The following is a 16,133-nucleotide window of genomic DNA, read 5'->3' as shown; positions in this document are numbered from 1 at the left end:
GTCGTCTTGCCGTGGTCCACGTGACCGATCGTGCCCACGTTCACGTGCGGCTTGGTGCGTTCGAATTTACCCTTTGCCATGACTCAAACCTCTGAAAAAGAACTGTGTTGTTTGGAGAAGAAAGCCTTCTCAGGCCTTCTTCATGACCTGTTCGGCGATATTGTTCGGTGCCGGTTCGTAGTGATCGAATTCCATCGTGAAGGTGGCTCGACCCTGCGTTTGCGAGCGAAGCGCCGTGGCGTAACCGAACATCTCACCAAGCGGAATCATCGCGTTGATGGTCTTGCCCGACGGCGTATCGTCAGAACCCTGTAGCACACCACGACGACGACTTACGTCGCCCATGACGTCGCCGAGGTAATCCTCAGGCGTCACGATTTCAACCTTCATGATCGGCTCAAGCAGGATCGGCTTCGACTGTTTCGCGCCGTCCTTGAAGGTCTCGCGGAACGCGCCGTGGGCAGCGATCTTGAAGGCCATTTCCGACGAGTCGACATCGTGGTACGAACCGAACACCAGCTTTGCTTTGACGCCAACCACCGGAAAGCCTGCCAGGTGGCCGCTCGTGATGGATTCGCGCAAACCTTTTTCGACCGACGGGATGTATTCCTTCGGAATGACACCGCCGGTAATGTCGTTGATAAACAGGAAGTCGTTTTTGACGTCCGGATTCTTATGATCCTCGTCGTTCATCGGCGAGAATTCGATGACTACATGGCCGTACTGACCCTTACCGCCGGACTGCTTGGCGTGCTTGAAGTCAGCCTTGTAGGAACCTTGGATCGTCTCGCGATAAGCCACCTGCGGCTTGCCGACATTGGCCTCGACGTTGAACTCGCGGCGCATGCGATCCACCAGGATATCCAGGTGCAGCTCGCCCATGCCGGAGATGATCGTCTGGCCTGATTCTTCATCGGTACGCACGCGGAACGAGGGATCTTCCGCAGCCAGACGGCCGAGGGCGATACCCATCTTTTCCTGATCCGACTTGGTCTTCGGTTCCACCGCCATCGAGATCACCGGTTCCGGGAACGTCATGCGCTCCAGCATGATCACGTGATCCTGAGCGCACAGCGTGTCACCGGTGGTGACGTCTTTCAGGCCCACTGCTGCGGCGATATCGCCCGCGTGGACTTCCTTGATTTCCTGGCGCTCATTGGCATGCATCTGCAGGATGCGGCCAATGCGCTCTTTCTTTGACTTCACCGGGTTGTACACGGCGTCGCCGGAATTCAGCGTGCCCGAGTAAACACGGAAGAAGGTCAGCGAGCCGACGAACGGATCCGTCATGATCTTGAATGCGAGCGAAGAGAACGGTGCGGAATCGTTCGCTTCGCGGCTGGCTTCGTGATCGTTCTCGTCGATGCCTTTGACCGGCGGGCGATCAGCCGGCGACGGCAGCAATTGAATCACTGCGTCGAGCATGGCCTGCACGCCCTTGTTCTTGAACGCGGTACCGCAGAACACCGGAATCAGCGTGTTGGTCAGCGTGCCCGCGCGAAGACCCGAAATGATTTCTTCCTCGGAGAGGTCGCCCCCTTCCAAGTACTTGTTCATCAGTTCTTCGGACGTTTCGGCAGCCGATTCCACCATGAAGTTGCGCGCCTTATGGGCAGCGTCTTTCAGGTTGGCCGGAATGTCCTGGTATTCGAACTTCATACCCTGGGATTCCATGTCCCAGACGATCGCCTTCATCTTGATGAGGTCGATCACGCCTTCGAAGTTTTCTTCAGCGCCGATCGGCACCTGCATCGGCACCGGATGGGCACCCAGCCGCGACTTCAGCTGCTCGACAACCTTGTCGAAGTTGGCGCCGGTGCGGTCCATCTTGTTGACGAACGCGAGACGCGGCACGCCATACTTGTTGGCCTGGCGCCACACCGTTTCGGACTGAGGCTGCACGCCACCAACTGCGCAAAGCACGAACACCGCACCATCGAGCACGCGCAGCGAGCGCTCTACTTCGATGGTGAAGTCGACGTGGCCTGGGGTGTCGATGATGTTGAAGCGATGCTCAGGCAGCGAGCGATCCATGCCCTTCCAAAACGCCGTCGTTGCCGCCGACGTAATGGTGATACCGCGCTCCTGCTCCTGCTCCATCCAGTCCATCGTCGCCGCGCCATCGTGCACTTCGCCAATCTTGTGACTGACGCCTGTGTAGAACAGGATGCGCTCGGTGGTCGTGGTCTTCCCGGCATCGATGTGGGCCATGATGCCGAAGTTGCGATAGCGCTCGATGGGAGTGGTGCGGGCCACGGTACTAACCTCGAATCCTTACGGTACTGCTTACCAACGGTAGTGCGAGAAGGCCTTGTTGGCTTCTGCCATGCGGTGCGTTTCTTCGCGCTTCTTGATGGCGCCGCCACGGTTTTCCGAGGCTTCCAGCAATTCAGCAGCGAGCTTGCGCGGCATGGAGGTCTCGCCACGCTTGCGCGCAGCTTCGATCGCCCAACGCATGGCCAGTGCCATACGACGGCCCGGACGCACTTCGACCGGCACCTGATACGTAGCACCACCGACGCGGCGAGACTTCACCTCGACGGCCGGAGCGATGTTGCCCAGCGCCTTTTCGACCAGCTGCACCGGCTCGGCGTGCTTTTCGCCAAGATGGGTCAGCGCGCCGTAAACGATGCTTTCGGCAACGGATTTCTTGCCGCTCTTCATCACCATGTTGATGAAACGGGCGATGAGCTGGCTGCCGTGCTTGGGATCGGGCAGGACCAGACGGGCGGGATGTGAACCTTTACGCGACATGTTTCGTGTCCTTTAACTTAGCTCTTCGGGCGCTTGGCGCCGTACTTCGAACGAGCCTGGCGGCGCTTGGTCACGCCGGCGCAGTCGAGGCTGCCGCGTACGGTGTGGTAACGCACACCCGGCAGATCTTTTACACGGCCACCGCGAATGAGCACGACCGAGTGCTCCTGCAGGTTGTGGCCTTCGCCACCGATGTAGCTGATGACTTCGTAGCCGTTCGTCAGGCGCACTTTGGCAACCTTACGCAGCGCCGAGTTCGGCTTTTTCGGGGTGGTGGTATACACGCGCGTGCAGACTCCGCGGCGTTGCGGACTGCTTTGCAGGGCCGGAGAAGCACTCTTGTAGCTCTTCGGGCTGCGGGATTTGCGCACCAGCTGATTGACTGTCGTCATGCCTAGCTATTCCTGGGAAACATAAAGGCAGACCGAATAAACCGGTCTGCCGAGAAGCGGGAATTTAACATGGGCGCCTTACCTCAGGCAAGAAATCACCTGGTAAGAACGGACCCGCCATCCTTGAACGCGAACACGAGGCGCATTCCATGCGCCTCATTTCGTATGTCGGTGAGCAAGCCGTTTTGGGGCTTACTCAACACCTGCATCAGTACCTACCGGCGCTTCCGAGAAGGAAGCCTGGGACGTGGAGCCGGAGAGTGTTTCCAGCTCCGAGGCGGTGAGACCGCCATGGCGATGACGCTGCGCGTGATACGCCAGACCCGTACCAGCCGGAATTAGACGGCCGACAATAACATTTTCCTTCAAACCACGCAAGGTATCGCGCGTGCCACGAACCGCCGCTTCGGTAAGAACGCGGGTGGTTTCCTGGAACGAAGCGGCCGAAATGAACGACTCGGTCGCCAACGATGCCTTGGTGATACCCAGCAGCACGGACTGGAAGTCGGCACGACGCTCGTTGCGGGCTTCCGCACGATCGTTTTCGGCGTTGATCCGTACGCGCTCCACCTGCTCACCGCGCAGGTAGTGGCTTTCACCTGGCTCGGTGATTTCAACTTTACGCAGCATCTGACGAATGATCGTTTCGATGTGCTTGTCGTTGATCTTCACACCTTGCAGGCGATAGACGTCCTGGATTTCCTTGACCAGGTAGGCAGCCAGCGGTTCGACACCCAGCAGGCGCAGGATGTCGTGCGGATTGGGCTCGCCATCCACGACGGTTTCACCCTTCTCCACGTGCTCGCCTTCGAACACGATGACCTGACGCCACTTCGGAATCAGCTCTTCGTGCTCGTTGCCGTCCACGTCCTTGATGATCAGACGCTGCTTGCCCTTGGTGTCCTTGCCGAAGCTGATGATGCCCGAGCGTTCCGCGAGAATCGCCGGCTCCTTCGGCTTGCGGGCTTCGAACAAGTCGGCCACGCGCGGCAGACCACCGGTGATGTCGCGGGTCTTCGACGTTTCCTGCGGGATACGGGCGACCACGTCACCCACGCCCACTTCGGCGCCGTTCTGAATCGACACGATCGCACCGGCCGGCAGGAAGTACTGCGCGGCGATATCGGTGCCTGGCAGCTTGAGCTCGCGGCCCTTGCTGTCTTCCAGGCGCACGATCGGGCGCAGATCCTTGGCCGCGGTACCGCGACGCTTCGGATCGGTTACCACCGCCGATTCCAGGCCGGTGAGTTCGTCGGTCTGGCTCTGCACCGTAACGCCATCGAGGAAGTCGATGAAGCGCACGACACCGGCCACTTCCGACACGATCGGATGGGTATGCGGATCCCAGTTGGCAACCGTCTGGCCACCCTTGACCGGTGCGCCGTCCTTGACGGAAATGGTGGCGCCGTAAGGCACCTTGTAACGCTCACGCTCGCGGCCGTTGGCATCGATGACCGACACTTCGCCCGAACGCGACACCGCCACCAGGTGACCCTGGTTGTGATGCACGGTCTTGAGGTTGTTGAACTTCAGCGTACCGGTGGTCTTCACCGAGACGTTGTCGACGGCAGCCGCACGCGACGCCGCACCACCGATGTGGAACGTACGCATCGTCAGCTGAGTACCCGGCTCACCGATCGACTGTGCAGCCACCACACCCACGGCTTCACCCATGTTCACCAGGTGACCACGTGCGAGGTCGCGGCCGTAGCACAGCGCGCAAACGCCGTGGCTGGCTTTGCAGGTGATGGACGAACGCACCGAGATCGATTGCACGCCGGCCTTGTCGAGCTTCTCGACCAGCGCTTCGTCGAGCAGCGTGTCGCGCGTGACGATCGGTTCGTCATCGCCACCCGGTGCGTAGACGTCTTCGGCCACCACACGACCGAGCACGCGCTCGCGCAACGGCTCGACCACGTCACCGCCTTCAACGATCGGCTGCATGATCAGGCCTTCCTCGGTACCGCAATCGGTCGAGGTGATGACCACGTCCTGCGCCACGTCGACGAGACGACGGGTGAGGTAACCGGAGTTCGCCGTCTTCAACGCCGTATCCGCCAGACCCTTACGAGCACCGTGCGTCGAGTTGAAGTACTGCAGAACGTTCAGGCCTTCGCGGAAGTTCGCCTTGATCGGCGTCTCGATGATCGAGCCGTCCGGACGCGCCATCAAACCGCGCATACCGGCCAGCTGACGAATCTGCGCCACCGAACCACGAGCGCCGGAGTCGGCCATGATGTACAGCGAGTTCATCGACTTCTGGTTGACCGTCTTGCCTTCGGTATCGGTCACCTTGTCGGTACCGATACCGTCGATCATCGCCTTGGCAACGAGTTCGTTGGTGCGCGACCAGATGTCGACCACTTTGTTGTAACGCTCGCCGGCGGTGACCAGACCCGACTGGTACTGCTCCTGGATTTCGACCACTTCCTTCTCGGCTTCTTCCAGGATCGGCTTCTTCTCGGCGGGGATGATCATGTCATCGATGCCGATGGAGATGCCCGCACGCGTCGCGAAGCGGAAGCCGGTGTACATCAGGTGGTCGGCGAAGACCACGGTGTCTTTCAGACCCAGACGACGGTAGCTCTGGTTGATCAGGCGCGAGATGGCCTTCTTCGACAACTCGGTGTTGGCGAGTTCGAAGGGCAGACCTTCCGGCATGATTTCGGCGAGCAGCGCGCGGCCGACGGTGGTTTCGACCAGCGAAATCGAGCTGGTGCGTTCACCGCTGTCGTGCACATGCACCTGCTTCAGGCGCACCTTGATCTTGGCGTGCAGTTCGACCACGCGGTTGTCGTACGCACGGCGCACTTCAGCGATGCTGGAGAACACCATGCCGGTGCCCTTCACATTCACCAATTCGCGCGTCATGTAGTACAGACCAAGCACCACGTCCTGCGTCGGCACGATGATCGGCTCACCGTTGGCGGGCGAGAGGATGTTGTTGGACGACATCATCAGCGCGCGCGCTTCGAGCTGTGCTTCGATCGACAGCGGCACGTGCACGGCCATCTGGTCACCGTCGAAGTCCGCGTTGAATGCGGTACACACGAGCGGATGCAGCTGAATCGCCTTGCCTTCGATCAGCTTCGGCTCGAACGCCTGAATGCCGAGACGGTGCAGCGTCGGTGCGCGGTTGAGCAGCACGGGATGTTCGCGGATCACCTCTTCGAGGATGTCCCACACCTGGCCTTCTTCGCGCTCGACCAGCTTCTTCGCTGCCTTGATCGTGGTGGCTTCACCACGGTTCTGCAGCTTGGCGAAGATGAAGGGCTTGAACAGTTCCAGCGCCATTTTCTTGGGCAGACCGCACTGATGCAGGCGCAGCGTCGGACCGACCACGATCACCGAACGACCGGAGTAGTCCACGCGCTTGCCGAGCAGGTTCTGACGGAAGCGGCCCTGCTTGCCCTTGATCATGTCGGCGAGCGACTTCAGCGCGCGCTTGTTCGTGCCGGTGATGGCGCGACCACGACGGCCGTTGTCCATCAGCGCATCGACCGATTCCTGCAGCATGCGCTTCTCGTTACGCACGATGATGTCGGGCGCATTGAGTTCGAGCAGACGCTTCAGGCGGTTGTTGCGGTTGATGACACGGCGGTACAGATCGTTCAGATCCGACGTCGCGAAGCGGCCACCATCGAGCGGCACCAGCGGACGCAGGTCCGGCGGCAGCACGGGCAGCACGGTCATGACCATCCACTCCGGACGGTTGCCGGATTCGAGGAAGGCCTCGATCAACTTCACGCGCTTGGTGAGGCGCTTGAGCTTGGTTTCGGAATTGGTGGAAGCGATTTCTTCCTTGAGGCGGATGACTTCGCCCGGAAGATCCAGCGACTTCAGCAACTCGAACACAGCCTCGGCACCCATGCGGGCGTCGAACTCGTCACCGTGCTCTTCCACGGCTTCGAGGTACTGGTCTTCGCTGAGCAGCTGACCGCGCTCGAGCGCCGTCAAACCTGGATCGATCACCACGAAGGCTTCGAAGTACAGGATGCGCTCGATGTCACGCAGCGTCATATCCAGCATCAAGCCGATGCGCGAAGGCAGCGACTTGAGGAACCAGATGTGCGCAACGGGGCTGGCCAGTTCGATGTGGCCCATGCGCTCACGACGCACCTTGGCGAGCGTGACTTCGGTGCCGCACTTTTCGCAGACCACACCACGATGCTTCATGCGCTTGTACTTGCCGCACAGGCACTCGTAGTCCTTCACCGGTCCGAAGATGGCGGCGCAGAACAGGCCGTCACGCTCCGGCTTGAAGGTGCGGTAGTTGATCGTTTCCGGCTTTTTCACTTCGCCGTACGACCAGGAACGGATCAGCTCCGGCGATGCCAGTGCGATCTTGATCGAGTCGAACTCAGGCGTCGTGCGCTGCTGATTGAATAGATTGAGCAAATCTTTCATTGCATAAGCTCCTGTAACCCGCGGGTTACTTGATCTCTTCCAGGTCGATGTCGATGCAGAGCGAACGGATTTCCTTCACAAGTACGTTGAAGGATTCCGGCATGCCTGCCGCCATCTCGTGGTTGCCGTCGACGATGTTCTTGTACATCTGGTTGCGGCCCTGCACGTCGTCGGATTTCACCGTCAACATTTCCTGCAGGGTGTACGCCGCGCCATACGCTTCGAGCGCCCAGACTTCCATTTCGCCGAAACGCTGACCGCCGAACTGCGCCTTACCACCCAGCGGCTGCTGCGTGACGAGCGAGTACGGACCGGTCGAACGGGCGTGCATCTTGTCGTCGACCAAGTGGTTGAGTTTCAGGTAATGCATGTAGCCGACGGTGACCGGGCGATCGAACGCCTCGCCGGTGCGACCGTCGTACAGCGTGGTCTGACCCGACGAGGGCAGATCCGCCAGCTTCAGCATCGCCTTGATCTCTTGCTCTTCGGCACCGTCGAACACCGGCGTTGCCATCGGCACACCTTCCTGAAGGTTGGTCGCCAGCGTGAGGATTTCCTCATCGGTGAGCGACTTCAGGTCGACGTGCTGCACGGCGCCAGCGACGTGGTGGTTGTAGATCTGATCGAGGAACTCGCGGATCTGCGTCACCTTCGCCTGCGCTTCGAGCATGTTCTGGATCTTCTTGCCCAGGCCCTTTGCGGCCCAGCCAAGATGCACTTCCAGAATCTGGCCGATGTTCATACGCGAGGGCACGCCCAGCGGATTCAGGCAGATGTCGATCGACGTGCCGTCCGCCATGTACGGCATGTCTTCCACCGGCACCACGTTGGACACGACGCCCTTGTTACCGTGACGGCCGGCCATCTTGTCGCCCGGCTGGATGCGGCGCTTAACGGCCAGGAACACCTTGACCATCTTGAGCACGCCCGGTGCGAGATCGTCGCCCTGGGTGATCTTGCCCTGCTTTTCCTTGAAGCGCTTGTCGAACTCTTCGCGATGACGCTTGACCTGATCGGACGCGCGCTCGAGGAATTCGGTGACTTCCTCATCCTTGACGTTGACCTTGAACCACTCGTCCTTCTTCAGGCCGTCGAGGTATTCGTTGGTGATTTCCGCACCGCGCTTGAGACCGGCCGGACCGCTGTTGGCGATCTTGCCGAGCAACTGCACGCGCATACGGTTGTAGATCGCGCCTTCGAGGATGCGGAACTGATCTTCGAAGTCCTTGCGGATTCGCTTGATCTCCATTTCCTCGATCTGGCGTGCGCGCTTGTCTTTCTCGATACCGTCGCGCGTGAACACCTGCACGTCGATAACCGTACCGTCCATACCCGGCGGCACGCGCAGCGAGCTGTCCTTCACGTCGGACGCTTTCTCGCCGAAGATCGCACGCAGCAGCTTCTCTTCCGGCGTCAGCTGGCTTTCGCCCTTCGGCGTGACCTTGCCGACCATGATGTCGCCGGCCTTTACTTCTGCGCCGATGTACACGATGCCGGATTCGTCCAGACGTGCGAGCGCCTGCTCGCCCACGTTCGGAATGTCGGCGGTGATTTCTTCGGCACCCAGCTTCGTGTCACGCGCGATGCACGACAGCTCCTCGATGTGGATCGAGGTGTAGCGGTCTTCCTGCACGACGCGCTCGGAGAGCAGGATCGAGTCTTCGAAGTTGTAGCCGTTCCACGGCATGAACGCGATCAGCATGTTCTGACCGAGCGCGAGCTCGCCCAGATCGGTCGACGAACCGTCGGCCAGCGTGTCGCCCTTCGCCACGATGTCACCGACGTTCACCAGCGGACGCTGGTTGAGGTTGGTGTTCTGGTTGGAACGGGTGTACTTGGTCAGCGTGTAGATATCGACGCCGGCATCGTTGTCGCCGACTTCTTCTTCATTCACGCGCACGACGATACGACCGGCGTCGACCTGGTCGATCACACCGCCGCGCTTGGCGCTGGTGATGACGCCCGAGTCACGCGCCACGGCGCGCTCGATGCCAGTACCCACCAGCGGCGTCTGCGAACGCAGTGTCGGAACAGCCTGACGCTGCATGTTCGCGCCCATGAGTGCGCGGTTCGCGTCGTCGTGTTCCAGGAACGGAACAAGCGCCGCTGCGACCGACACGGTCTGCATAGGCGAGACGTCCATGTAGTTGATCTCGGACGACGGACGCAGTTCGGATTCACCGCGGAAACGGCAGGACACGAAGTCTTCGACGAAACCACCGTCCTTGCTGAGCGGCGAGTTGGCCTGCGCGATGACGTGATCGCCTTCTTCGATCGCCGACAGGTAATCCACCTGGTTGGTGACCTTGCCACCCACGACCTTGCGGTACGGCGTCTCGAGGAAGCCGTACTGGTTGGTGCGCGCGTACACGGCGAGCGAGTTGATCAGGCCGATGTTCGGACCTTCCGGCGTCTCGATGGTGCAGACGCGACCGTAGTGAGTCGGATGCACGTCGCGCACTTCGAAGCCTGCACGCTCGCGCGTCAGGCCGCCTGGGCCCAGTGCCGAAACGCGGCGCTTGTGCGTCACTTCCGACAGCGGGTTGTTCTGGTCCATGAACTGCGAGAGCTGCGAGGAACCGAAGAATTCCTTCACCGCTGCCGCAACCGGCTTGGCGTTGATCAGATCCTGCGGGGTCAGGCCATCGGCTTCGGCGAGCGACAAGCGCTCACGCACGGCGCGCTCCACGCGCACCAGGCCGATACGGAAGGTGTTTTCCGCCATTTCGCCGACCGAACGCACGCGACGGTTACCGAGATGGTCGATGTCGTCCACCGTGCCGTGACCGTTCTTGATGTCGATCAGCACTTTCAGCACATCTAGGATGTCGGACGTATCGCCCTGCGAAGCCACCAGCGACTGCGCGTCTTCGCTCTTCAACTCGCCGAAGTACTTGCGGTCGTACAGCACGCCCGGACCGACAATTTCCTTGCGGCCCACGCGACGGTTGAACTTCATGCGGCCCACGGCCGAGAGGTCGTAACGGTCGAAGGTGAAGAACAGGTTGAAGAACAGGTTCTGCGCGGCTTCCTTCGTCGGCGGCTCGCCCGGACGCATCATGCGATAGATTTCCACCAACGCTTCGAGCTGCGTCTTGGTGTTGTCGATGCGCAGGGTATGCGAGATGTACGCACCACGATCGAGATCGTTGACGTACAGCGTCGGCAGCGTTTCGATGCCAGCCTTGCGGAAGTTTTCCAGCTGCTCGGCGGTGATTTCGTCGTTCGCCGAAGCCAGCAATTCGCCGGTCTTCGTATCAACGATGTCGGTAGCCAGAATGCGGCCGACCGGATAATCATCCGGCACTTCGAGCGCCGTAATGTTTTCAGCAGCAAGCTGGCGCACGTGACGTGCGGTGATGCGCTTGCCGGCTTCGACCAGCACCTTGTCGCCGATCATCAGGTCGAAGGTCAGCGTTTCGCCGCGCAGGCGCTCGGCAACGAGCTCCAGCGTCGTCACACCCTTCTTGCCCAGATGGAACACGTTGTGCTCGAAGAAGATGTTGAGGATCTCTTCGTTGTTGTAGCCGAGCGCACGCAGCAACACCGTCACCGGCAACTTGCGGCGACGGTCGATACGCGTGAACAGCGCGTCCTTCGGGTCGAACTCGAAGTCGAGCCACGAACCGCGGTAAGGAATCACGCGTGCGGAGAACAGCAACTTGCCCGAGCTGTGCGTCTTGCCGCGGTCGTGATCGAAGAACACGCCCGGCGAACGATGCAGCTGCGAAACGATGACGCGCTCGGTGCCGTTGATGATGAAGGTGCCGGTGTCGGTCATGAGCGGAATTTCACCCATGTAGACCTCTTGCTCCTTCACATACTTCACGGCCTTCTTCGAAGCAGGGCTGTCCTTGTCGTAGATCACCAGACGCACGGTCACGCGCAGCGGTGCGCCGAACGTCATACCGCGGTTGCGGCACTCGCGTTCGTCGAACGGCGGCTCGCCGAGACGGTAATCAACGTATTCAAGGGCAGCGTTGCCCGAGTAGCTAACAATCGGAAATACCGACTTCAGAGCCGCATGCAGGCCCTTATCCTCGCGCTGTTTGGGGTTGACATACTCCTGGAGGAACTCGCGGTAGGAGTCGGTCTGGATGGTCAGCAAGTTCGGCACGCCCAGTACGGGCGGACGCTTGCCGAAGTCCTTGCGGATGCGCTTCTTCTCGGTAAACGAGTAGGTCATGGTCGGTGACGCCTCGGTTCGCAGTGGCGCCGGTGGTGCACACACCGGCTAAATTGGGAATAACAGCTTTGGATCTGGGGGATCGTGAATAGCGGCTCTTGCTCATCAAAGCCCTATTCGCGATACCCGACACCCAGAGCGTCCGTGCTGGGTGTCTAAAAAAGGCTCCTGCCTTTTTTAGACTCGCCAAGTCCTAGGACTTGGCTCCGATGAAGCAAGCGCCATAGGCGCTTGCTTCACGACGGGTCATCCATGGCCCGCGATTCGCTTCGCCCGAACATCTCGCCAGCAAGGTGCTCGTTGAAGCGGGCAAAGCCCGGGAACTTACGTTCCCAGGCTTGCTTGACGCTGGATCAAACCGATGGCGCGCAAGAGCGCCAATTACTTCAGTTCGACCTTGGCGCCGGCAGCTTCGAGGTCCTTCTTGAACTTCTCGGCGTCTTCCTTCGAAGCCTGTTCCTTCACGACACCACCGGCTTCGGTGAGGTCCTTGGCTTCCTTCAGGCCCAGACCCGTGATCGCACGGACGGCCTTGATCACGTCGACCTTCTTCTCGCCGGCGTTGATCAGGATCACGTCGAACTCGGTCTGCGCTTCGGCAACCGGGCCAGCAGCGGCCGGGCCAGCAGCCACGGCAACCGGGGCAGCGGCGGACACGCCAAACTTTTCTTCAATGGCCTTCACCAGGTCCATCACTTCCATGAGCGACTTCGCGGCGACGGCTTCAACGATCTGTTCGTTGGAAAGAGACATTTTCATTTACCTCTGGAAATTGGATTCGATTAGATTCGCGTCGAACTTAGGCAGATGCCGTTTCGGCTTCGGTCGCGGCTTCGCCACCGCCCTGCTTGTCGGCCACGGCCTTGACGGCGCGTGCGAACATCGCAGCGGGTTCGGCCAGCACACGTGCCAGCATGGCGAGGGCCTGTTCGCGGGTCGGCAGCGAGGCGAGCACATCAACGTGCGCAGCCGGCAGCAACTTGCCTTCCACGGAGACGACCTTGGGCTTGAGCTTGTCGTTGCCCTTGGCGAATTCCTTGATCAGACGACCGGCAGCGCCGGGTTCTTCCGTCGAGAATGCGTACAACAGCGGACCGGTCAGGGCGTCTTTGACGACCTCGAACTCGGTACCGGCAACGGCGCGCGCAGCGAGCGTGTTCTTGACAACTTTCAAGTACACACCGGACTCGCGGGCCTTCTTGCGCATCGCGGTCATTTGTTCGACCGTGGTGCCTGCATACTCGGCGGCGACCAAGGAGTGCGCCTTAGCAGCAATCTCTGCCAGTTCGGCGACTACTTCTTGCTTCTGAGACAGATTCAGAGCCATTTTTCACTCCTCTTATGAACTCCGCTTACGGCTCCTGCCGCGTGCGGTCCTGAGCAACGCCATCCGTGACGTCGGGGACATAAAGTCCCGGGTGGTGGCCTTTCCAGAAAACCAATTCCAGAACGGGCAGCACCATCTACGCAGGCCGGATTTGCGAGAAATCCGATTAAGCGAACCCGCTAGCGAACGACGGCGTTTCCCTGCCACTTACGAGCTCCCTGCTCGTCGTCGTTGCGCGCTGATCGCGCCTGCGGTCTTTGACGGCGGCTCCGGCGTTTCGCCGGGGCTACCCTCAAAAACTGCCCGCGCGGGATAAACCCACGCGGGACTTGAACTTCTTACTTGGTCGCAGCTGCAGCCACGGTCGACGTATCGACCGGCACACCTACGCCCATCGTGCTGGACAGCGAGACCTTCTGCAGGTACTGGCCCTTGGCCGTGGACGGCTTGGCCTTCATCAGATCCGCAATCAGCGCGTTCAGGTTGTCAGCCAGCTGAGCCGCTTCGAACGTGGCCTTACCGATCGTGGCGTGCACGATGCCGGCCTTGTCGTTGCGGAACTTCACCTGACCGGCCTTGGCGTTCTTGACGGCCGTAACGACGTCGGCGGTGACCGAGCCGTCCTTCGGGTTCGGCATCAGGCCACGCGGACCGAGCAGCTGACCGAGCTTACCGACCACGCGCATCGCGTCCGGCGTCGCGATCACGCGACCGAAGTCGAGATCGCCAGCCTGCATGCGCTCGGCCAGATCGTCCATACCGACAGCGTCGGCACCGGCAGCCTTGGCAGCCTCAGCCTTCTCGCCAGCCGGGCAGAACACGGCGACCTTGACGGTCTTGCCGGTGCCATGCGGCAGCAACGAGGAACCACGCACGCCCTGGTCGGACTTCTTCGCATCGATGCCCAGACGCACGGCCACGTCCACCGACTCGGCGAATTTGGCTTTGGCGTTGTTCTTGACGATGTTCAGGGCTTCATCCAGGCCGTAAACCTTGCCCAGCTGCACGGCCGAATGAGCGGCCTTCATACGCTTTGTGATCTTTGCCATGTCTTAGCCCTCCACCACGAAGCCCATGCTGCGCGCGCTACCAGCGATGGTGCGCACGGCAGCGTCCAGATCAGCAGCCGTGAGATCCGGCTCTTTTTGCTTCGCAACGTCTTCCAGCTGCTTGCGGCTGATCTTGCCGACCTTATCGGTGTTCGGCTTGGACGAACCCTTGGCGACGCCGGTGACCTTTTTGATCAGGATGCTGGCGGGCGGGGTCTTGGTGATAAAGGTGAAGCTACGGTCCGAATAGGCGGTGATGATGACCGGGATTGGCATACCCGGTTCCATCTTCTGCGTAGCGGCATTGAACGCCTTGCAGAATTCCATGATATTCAGGCCGCGCTGACCGAGGGCCGGGCCCACGGGCGGCGACGGGTTGGCCTGACCGGCCTTGACCTGCAGCTTGATGTAACCGACAACTTTCTTTGCCATTGGAGTTTCCTCGCGAGTTCAAGCGCCTTGCGGCTCCTCGCAGCGCACATTCCCTGGTGAGAGGGGACTTCGCATCCTGCGAATTCCAGAAATACGGACACGCCGAGCCAAAAGACTCCGGCGTGAACCGCGTAGTTTAGAGATGAAACGACCTTAAAGCAAGCGCCGTGCCTAAGGCACGTTCGGAGACCCTCTCGGGGCCTCCTGACCTCGAAAAGGCGGTTTAAGCCTTCTCGACCTGACCGAACTCCAACTCAACTGGGGTCGAACGACCGAAGATCAACACGGCCACGCGCAGGCGGCTCTTTTCGTAGTTGACCTCTTCGACGACGCCGTTGAAGTCGTTGAACGGGCCATCGGTCACGCGGACCATTTCGCCCGGCTCGAACAGGACCTTGGGCTTGGGCTTTTCCACGCCTTCGCGAACGCGGCTGAGAATGGTGTCGGCCTCGCTGTCGCGAATCGGCAGTGGCTTGTCTGCCGTGCCACCGATGAAACCCATGACCTTCGGGGTTTCCTTGACCAGATGCCAGCACTCGTCATCGATACGGGGAGCCTTGCCCTCGGTATCGGTTTCGATCTGCACCAGCACGTAACCAGGAAAGAATTTGCGCTCGCTGCGGCGCTTCTGGCCGCCGCGCATTTCCACGACTTCTTCGGTGGGAACCAGCACTTCACCGAACTTCTCTTCCATACCGGCGCGGGCAATCCGATCCACCAGCGATTTCTTCACCTGGTTTTCGAAGCCGGAATAGGCATGTACGACGTACCAACGCTTGCTCATCGCGCGTTCCTCACGAACCCAGCTTGAGTAGCCAGTCGAAAACGACTGTCTTCAGGATAAGGTCAATCAGGCCCAGCAGCAGCGAAAGCACGATGACCACGGCAATGACGATGCCGGTGATCTTGATGGTTTCGTCGCGCGTGGGCCACACGACCTTGCGCAACTCGAATTGCGATTCGGAGAGGAAGTGACGTGCACGACGACCCGGACCGGTAAATGCAGCGATTGCCAGCGAGACAACTACCGCGGCAAGAATCGTGATCAGGCGCACCGGTGACGATGCACCGATGTTGCCGAGATAGGTGTATCCGACGAGGCCGGCCGCCAGCACCAACACGGCCAGCACCAGCATGCCGATATCGGCGCCGCTTGTGCCTCTGGACTGTTCAGCCTTGGTATTCATACGCATCGAGCGGATGTTTCAAGCAACCTGCCTTGCGGCTGGCTGCGACACACCCGCCATCATTCCTCGGAAGATGGCACGCCAGGAGGGACTCGAACCCCCAACCTGCGGTTTTGGAGACCGCTGCTCTGCCAATTGAGCTACTGGCGTACGTTTGGTAACTAAAAATCAGCGAAGTCGCTCGCTTTGCTTGCTGTAAAGCTGCGCCGTGTTTCGCGCAGCAAGGGCGAAGCTGAGCTCGCCCTTGCGCTTTACAGCCCGCATCGCGGGCGACTTCCCATTTTACTGCTTACTTGACGATCTTGGCGACGACGCCGGCACCCACGGTACGGCCGCCTTCGCGGATCGCGAAACGCAGACCTTCCGTCATGGCGATCGGGGCAATCAGCTCCACCACCA

At 60.4% G+C, this 16,133-nt stretch carries 12 protein-coding genes and 1 tRNA gene; all 13 read right to left on the bottom strand.

Translation table 11 applies throughout. The annotated features are described in order from the left end of the window. Positions 1 to 129: 129 nt before the first annotated feature. On the bottom strand, positions 130 to 2,256 hold the full coding sequence (gene fusA / locus EKH79_RS18730; RefSeq protein ID WP_126675385.1) for an elongation factor G: 2,127 nt from the start codon (positions 2,254 to 2,256) through the stop codon (positions 130 to 132). 30 nt (positions 2,257 to 2,286) lie between these two features. Beyond that, positions 2,287 to 2,754: a 30S ribosomal protein S7 gene (rpsG, locus tag EKH79_RS18725; RefSeq protein ID WP_115479996.1), complete on the bottom strand. Its 468-nt coding sequence runs from the start codon at positions 2,752 to 2,754 to the stop codon at positions 2,287 to 2,289. Between the two features lie 17 nt (positions 2,755 to 2,771). Next, a complete protein-coding gene (gene rpsL / locus EKH79_RS18720) occupies positions 2,772 to 3,146 on the bottom strand; it encodes a 30S ribosomal protein S12 (RefSeq protein WP_115479997.1) in 375 nt (124 codons plus the stop codon). A gap of 192 nt (positions 3,147 to 3,338) precedes the next feature. Further along, the gene (rpoC, locus tag EKH79_RS18715; protein ID WP_126675384.1) at positions 3,339 to 7,553 is read right to left on the bottom strand and encodes a DNA-directed RNA polymerase subunit beta'; all 4,215 of its coding nucleotides are present in this window, start codon (positions 7,551 to 7,553) and stop codon (positions 3,339 to 3,341) included. Between the two features lie 25 nt (positions 7,554 to 7,578). Continuing rightward, positions 7,579 to 11,739 (bottom strand): DNA-directed RNA polymerase subunit beta, encoded by a 4,161-nt coding sequence (gene rpoB / locus EKH79_RS18710; protein WP_126675383.1) that lies wholly within the window; start codon positions 11,737 to 11,739, stop codon positions 7,579 to 7,581. Between the two features lie 381 nt (positions 11,740 to 12,120). Then, the gene (gene rplL, locus EKH79_RS18705) at positions 12,121 to 12,492 is read right to left on the bottom strand and encodes a 50S ribosomal protein L7/L12 (protein WP_126675382.1); all 372 of its coding nucleotides are present in this window, start codon (positions 12,490 to 12,492) and stop codon (positions 12,121 to 12,123) included. 46 nt (positions 12,493 to 12,538) lie between these two features. After that, a complete protein-coding gene (rplJ, locus tag EKH79_RS18700) occupies positions 12,539 to 13,066 on the bottom strand; it encodes a 50S ribosomal protein L10 (protein WP_126675381.1) in 528 nt (175 codons plus the stop codon). Between the two features lie 338 nt (positions 13,067 to 13,404). Next, entirely contained in the window at positions 13,405 to 14,115 is a 711-nt protein-coding gene (rplA, locus tag EKH79_RS18695; RefSeq protein ID WP_126675380.1) for a 50S ribosomal protein L1, read from the bottom strand. Positions 14,116 to 14,118: 3 nt separating this feature from the next. Beyond that, positions 14,119 to 14,547: a 50S ribosomal protein L11 gene (gene rplK, locus EKH79_RS18690; RefSeq protein ID WP_126675379.1), complete on the bottom strand. Its 429-nt coding sequence runs from the start codon at positions 14,545 to 14,547 to the stop codon at positions 14,119 to 14,121. A gap of 223 nt (positions 14,548 to 14,770) precedes the next feature. Next, positions 14,771 to 15,331, bottom strand: a complete 561-nt coding sequence (gene nusG, locus EKH79_RS18685) for a transcription termination/antitermination protein NusG (RefSeq protein WP_126675378.1) — start codon at positions 15,329 to 15,331, stop codon at positions 14,771 to 14,773. A 10-nt stretch (positions 15,332 to 15,341) separates the two neighbouring features. Beyond that, complete coding sequence (secE, locus tag EKH79_RS18680) at positions 15,342 to 15,734, bottom strand: preprotein translocase subunit SecE (protein WP_126675377.1); 393 nt, start codon at positions 15,732 to 15,734, stop codon at positions 15,342 to 15,344. A gap of 74 nt (positions 15,735 to 15,808) precedes the next feature. After that, a tRNA-Trp gene (locus tag EKH79_RS18675) sits at positions 15,809 to 15,884 on the bottom strand. Between the two features lie 139 nt (positions 15,885 to 16,023). After that, a partial coding sequence (locus EKH79_RS18670; RefSeq protein ID WP_484481984.1) for an EF-Tu C-terminal domain-related protein occupies positions 16,024 to 16,133 on the bottom strand: 110 nt, incomplete at its 5' end.

Origin of the sequence: Dyella dinghuensis, assembly GCF_003977615.1 — a bacterium.
In the GTDB taxonomy this organism is placed as follows: Bacteria; Pseudomonadota; Gammaproteobacteria; order Xanthomonadales; family Rhodanobacteraceae; genus Dyella_B; species Dyella_B dinghuensis.
The sequence above is the reverse complement of the archived record's forward strand: the minus strand, read 5'-3'. Positions and strand labels throughout refer to the sequence as shown.

Bases quoted from the DNA above. Each gene is read 5' to 3' on its own strand.
- rpsG (WP_115479996.1), bottom strand. From the start codon at position 2,754: ATGTCGCGTAAAGGTTCACATCCCGCCCGTCTGGTCCTGCCCGATCCC.
- rpsL (WP_115479997.1), bottom strand. From the start codon at position 3,146: ATGACGACAGTCAATCAGCTGGTGCGCAAATCCCGCAGCCCGAAGAGC.
- rpoC (WP_126675384.1), bottom strand. From the start codon at position 7,553: ATGAAAGATTTGCTCAATCTATTCAATCAGCAGCGCACGACGCCTGAG.
- rpoB (WP_126675383.1), bottom strand. From the start codon at position 11,739: ATGACCTACTCGTTTACCGAGAAGAAGCGCATCCGCAAGGACTTCGGC.
- rplL (WP_126675382.1), bottom strand. From the start codon at position 12,492: ATGTCTCTTTCCAACGAACAGATCGTTGAAGCCGTCGCCGCGAAGTCG.
- rplJ (WP_126675381.1), bottom strand. From the start codon at position 13,066: ATGGCTCTGAATCTGTCTCAGAAGCAAGAAGTAGTCGCCGAACTGGCA.
- rplA (WP_126675380.1), bottom strand. From the start codon at position 14,115: ATGGCAAAGATCACAAAGCGTATGAAGGCCGCTCATTCGGCCGTGCAG.
- rplK (WP_126675379.1), bottom strand. From the start codon at position 14,547: ATGGCAAAGAAAGTTGTCGGTTACATCAAGCTGCAGGTCAAGGCCGGT.
- nusG (WP_126675378.1), bottom strand. From the start codon at position 15,331: ATGAGCAAGCGTTGGTACGTCGTACATGCCTATTCCGGCTTCGAAAAC.
- secE (WP_126675377.1), bottom strand. From the start codon at position 15,734: ATGAATACCAAGGCTGAACAGTCCAGAGGCACAAGCGGCGCCGATATC.